The following is a 4,691-nucleotide window of genomic DNA, read 5'->3' as shown; positions in this document are numbered from 1 at the left end:
AATTTCAGACCAAAAAAGATGGTTTTTCGTGATTACATGACGTTCAACTAGCTTCATACCTTAATTGTAGCTGATAGGGACTCAATAGATGGACCACCGAACAAACTTACCCCTAGATAGTTTGATAGCTATAGTTATGAGTAATTTTGATGAACTTTAGATAAGTTTTCCCTTTCTGTATTTACCCCAGAGCAAAAAATTAACTATCATGCTGATCGTAATTAGAAAGTGCCCAATTGATTTGTCTAATCATTCCCCGTAACATTGCCACTTCTTGAGTAGAGGGATAGGCACGATTGTATAAACGACGGAATTTTTCCATTCTGCTGGATGCTGTATGGGGATAAAGATAACCTATTTTTAATAACATGGTTTCTAGATCCTGATAATATGCTTCTAAAACATCTAGGGAGACTTCTAAATCAGGAGGATTTGGTGGGGTTTGAAGACTATTTTCTTCATTAAGTTGTGCCTGATATAGCTCATAACAGCATATGGCTACTGCTTGAGCCAGGTTTAGAGAGGGATAGGCATCATCTGATTGAATACGGACAAATCTTTGGGCGTAGTTTAATTCTACATTAGTTAAGCCTCGGTCTTCTCTACCAAATATTAAAGCTGCTGAGTATCCCAGTAGCCAAGGTAGGGAATGTTTAGGGTTTTCTAGGTGGGTGGACAATGAACGGTCTAGGGATGTAGTAGCGATCGCCCTTTGACATCCTTTTAGAGCTTCTGGTAATGTTTGGACTATGGTAGCTTTTTCTAAAATTTCTGCCCCATGAACTGCCATTTTTCGGGCTTCTATTCCATGAGGGTCACATTGGGGGTTGACCAATACCAAATTGTAGAAGCCCATATTTTTCATAATCCTGGCCACAGAACCAACATTTAGTGGCCCTTGGGCTTCTACTAAGACTATCCTAATTTGTGTTGATTCTGGTTTGAGCATAATTAATTTTAAATTAAATTTTTCAGATTATAGTTTTAAATAGTAATACTAAATCCGGTTTGGTAATGTTAATTCTGAAGGTAAGAAAGAGGTAAAAGTAATAATTATCTTTATATAAACTGGATTTAGTATAATCAAAATTGTCTGTTTTATATGGCAATTTAAGTTTAGTCTGCGAACTATTTTATACGACTTTGAAGCAAATAAATATGACTCATTCTTATGGGCGAAAAGCAGCACAGATTTAACAGTAATTCTCTCAAATAACACTATACTTGCTCAATACTTCAATTATTAAGTAATAATAACGGTTCAGCAATATTTTTAATGATTATAGGCAAATAGGGCGATTACTACTTATACCAATTACCATGCATTAATGTTGGATGCTATTTCAGTTATGAAGTAGTTAACACAGACAGAATAACTTTTTCGATAAGTATTAGGCATTTCGTATTAATTATTCTCATGTTTACTTCTCCCTCACTCCCCTACTTCCCTACTTAAGAAAATGTAGAGAAGTTTTTGAGAAATGGTATTATTCGGTCGAACTCTAGTTCGTACAGACGTTGCATGCAATTTCTTTACCGAATTATTAATTATTAATTATTAATAATTAAATAATTTTGGTTTAAAGCCTCCCCTTGGATAGGGGAAAAAAGCGGTCCTTGGATGGCGAGGTTTCCGTTCCCTCCGGGACGCTACGCGTTTTGCTCCGCAACATGTAAAGTGAAGCTTTGCGAAGCGCAAACGCTTGCCTCCAATCTACCAAGAGAAGAAATAATATTTCCTGATCTTCAATTCCCGTAAGGTTTTAACCTTCTTGTAATTATCAATTATCCATTATCAATTATCAATTAATGAACTACTTTCAAGAGGATGCAGCAAGAATGCACTAGATTTGGTATAAGGGTAAATATTTAGGGTTTTGAATCAACTCTGAAACTTTAAATAAAACCAGCTCAATTAGGGGAGGTCCGATATAGTTTTGAGGAAAATTATTTATTTGCAAATTAGGAGCTGAAGCATTCACAACTAATACACAAGTTTAATTTTTATAATCAGCCTCAAAAGCACTGTTGCTTATTGCCTCTCCTTATACCAATTTTATGTGAGGCTGCACAGAATAAGGAGTTAGGAGAAAATTATCGTGTTCAATAGAAGTAAATAATTAAGTATTTCTGTTTTTATCTACAGTTAACTCTGATTAAAATTTTATTCTATGCAATTTAATATTAATTTGGTATTAGTAACAACTTTTTCAAAAGACCTTATTTAATCATATTTGATATGTATGGTTTTCCCAAAACATGATAACTATTAGCTATGAATACTTAATAGTAATTCTGCTAATTCACAAAAACCTTCTACTTCTTTTTTGCTAGTAACATAAACTGGCTGATGATTTAGTTTATTAGTATATTCAATAACATTTGCTACCCCCACTGACAAAGGAAATTTACTCTCTTCAAATAAACTTTCATCATTCGGACTATCACCAACTGTAATAATTTTTTCTGTTGTCAGATCGGGAAAATATTTTGACAAAACTTGACATAATCCAGTAGCTTTATTTTGTTCTAAAGGTTTGATATGACATTGCACAGTGCTATAGGTAAAACCATAACCTTTTATTTGACAAATCTCTGCCATTTTTGTCAGTTCAGACAAACTCAAATCCTGTATATCAAAAGTCCAATCTGTTAATCTAAACTGATTATCAACAGATGGTTCAATTTGCGGAAATTTACTTTTTAAGTATTGGAAAATTTCAGCTAAATTTTGTCTGTGTAGAGCAATATTTGAGATAGAAGTTAAAAATTCAGGTGCTTCACTATGAATAGGATAAAATAAACTGCCATTTTCAGCGATCGCTCCTACTATAGGCAAATAATTTTTGATAGCTTGCACCCAACCAGCAGAACGACCTGTAATTACTAATACCTGAATTTTTGCTGCTGCTAATTTTTCTAAAGTAAGAAAAAGATGAGTAGTAAATTTACCATTTTTTGTTAATGTACCATCCATATCAGTAGCTATAAGTTGAATATTTTTTAGGCTTGTTTTTGCTACTTCTTCAGAGATAGGAGTCAAAGGCATAATGAATATTTGTGGATGATAATTTTTGAACTTTTTAGATTATATAGCAATCCTGAATTGGTTTTGAAAATTTATTTTAGTTAATTTTAACTGAAAACCATTAAAATTCTGGTAGTCCTGTAGATGTAGTGATAAAATTGTGGTCAGGCGATTGCTTAATTGTAATGATGAATGAAATACGCGCGTAGCTCCTAAATGGTTTTTTAGCTTTTTAGTGCATGATAAAGTTTTTCTAACCAACCGAGAAATTCTAGCCACTTCATTAATGGATAATGGATAATTGATAATTGATAATTACAAGAAGGTTAAAACCGCACGGGAATTGAATATAAGGAAATGTCCTAGTACTTTCTTTCCCCTTAAAAGGGGAGGCTAATAAAGCTGAATTCTTTAATTAATAATTATTAATTATTAATGATTCGGCAAAGTATTATTTAATCTTTCTATATAAGCTGTTAAACCTGTTTCTTTTCCCACTGATTTATGTATTAAATCAGGAAAAACTAGATCGTAAGCTAACCATAAATATGTATAACAAACTGCACATTTTCTATAGACACCTGGTAATGAATTCCACAATCGGTTAGCCCCTTTTTCTCTTCTTTCACCTAAGTAAAAAAACACAATTTCTCTAGTCTCTATATCAATAGGTAACCAGAGCCATTGTTTGTTATTTTTATTGCCAATAAATGACCACATTTCATCGCATTGAATGGTAAGTTTACCAGGTTTTTTTTTAGTACATTTAATAGACCGAGAAACTAGAAAATACTTATTATTGACGTAATCATAGAGTCATTTTGATGACACGCCTGTTACACGAATTATACTTTTCTTACTAATTTTTTCTAATAAAAATTTATCAATTAATTATTTGGCTTCATTACTAATATAATTTTTTTGGCTATTTTATACAAATTGTCTTTGACAATTTTGACACTGATATTTTTGTTTTTCCGAAGTGAGTAGTCCCATTTTTGACAATATGATTACTGCCACAACGAGGGCAGATTAATTTATGATTTGACATCTGATGATAAAGATTTTTTTATGATTACTGTAATATAGATAATACAGATAATAGCATACTTTTAGCCAGAATTATTAGGAGTTAATTCCTGATAATTTTATAGCTGATTATATGCAGCGATCGCCTAGACAATAATTTTTAAATTTTTAAGCAAGAAAGACGTAATATTTTCAAGATTAATGTCAATAACTAATCATTTATATTAACTTATCACTACATATATAGGACTACCAAAATTCTATAGGTCACCAATTCGATGACTACCCCTACCTAACTACGAGCAAAATATAGAGAATTTCATCTCACTCATGTACTATTAGCGGGCAAGATGCCCGAACTAGAGTGGTTTGAAAGTTATTTCAGCAATTGTTAGGATAGTAAGGTAGAGTTTAAATACTAATTTTTATTCCCTATTCCCTATTCCCTATTCCCTAAAAAAGTTATTTCAGCAATTGTTAGGATGGTAAGGTAGAGTTTAAATACTGATTTTTATTCCCTATTCCCTATTCCCTATTCCCTAAAAAAGTTATTTCAGCAATTGTTAGGATGGTAAGGTAGAGTTTAAATACTGATTTTTATTCCCTATTCCCTATTCCCTATTCCCTAAAAAAG

Annotated in this window: 2 protein-coding genes and 1 pseudogene; all 3 read right to left on the bottom strand. The window is 32.2% G+C overall.

Annotated features, from left to right (window positions below; translation table 11 throughout):
• Positions 1–199: 199 nt before the first annotated feature.
• On the bottom strand, positions 200–949 hold the full coding sequence (locus F6K22_RS32625; protein ID WP_293107884.1) for an RNA methyltransferase: 750 nt from the start codon (positions 947–949) through the stop codon (positions 200–202).
• A gap of 1,320 nt (positions 950–2,269) precedes the next feature.
• A complete protein-coding gene (locus F6K22_RS32620) occupies positions 2,270–3,049 on the bottom strand; it encodes an HAD-IIB family hydrolase (RefSeq protein ID WP_293107881.1) in 780 nt (259 codons plus the stop codon).
• Positions 3,050–3,472: 423 nt separating this feature from the next.
• Positions 3,473–4,079 (bottom strand): annotated as a pseudogene (locus tag F6K22_RS32615) (IS1 family transposase); the annotation flags it as partial.
• Positions 4,080–4,691 lie beyond the last annotated feature (612 nt).

Origin of the sequence: Okeania sp. SIO2F4 (genome assembly GCF_010672385.1) — a bacterium.
GTDB lineage: Bacteria > Cyanobacteriota > Cyanobacteriia > Cyanobacteriales > Microcoleaceae > Trichodesmium.
Note: the sequence above shows the minus strand (reverse complement) of the source record. Positions and strands in the feature narration are given on the sequence as shown.

What these genes read in the sequence shown, in the direction of transcription:
- F6K22_RS32625 (WP_293107884.1), bottom strand. Translation starts at nt 949, where the DNA reads ATGCTCAAACCAGAATCAACACAAATTAGGATAGTCTTAGTAGAAGCC.
- F6K22_RS32620 (WP_293107881.1), bottom strand. Translation starts at nt 3,049, where the DNA reads ATGCCTTTGACTCCTATCTCTGAAGAAGTAGCAAAAACAAGCCTAAAA.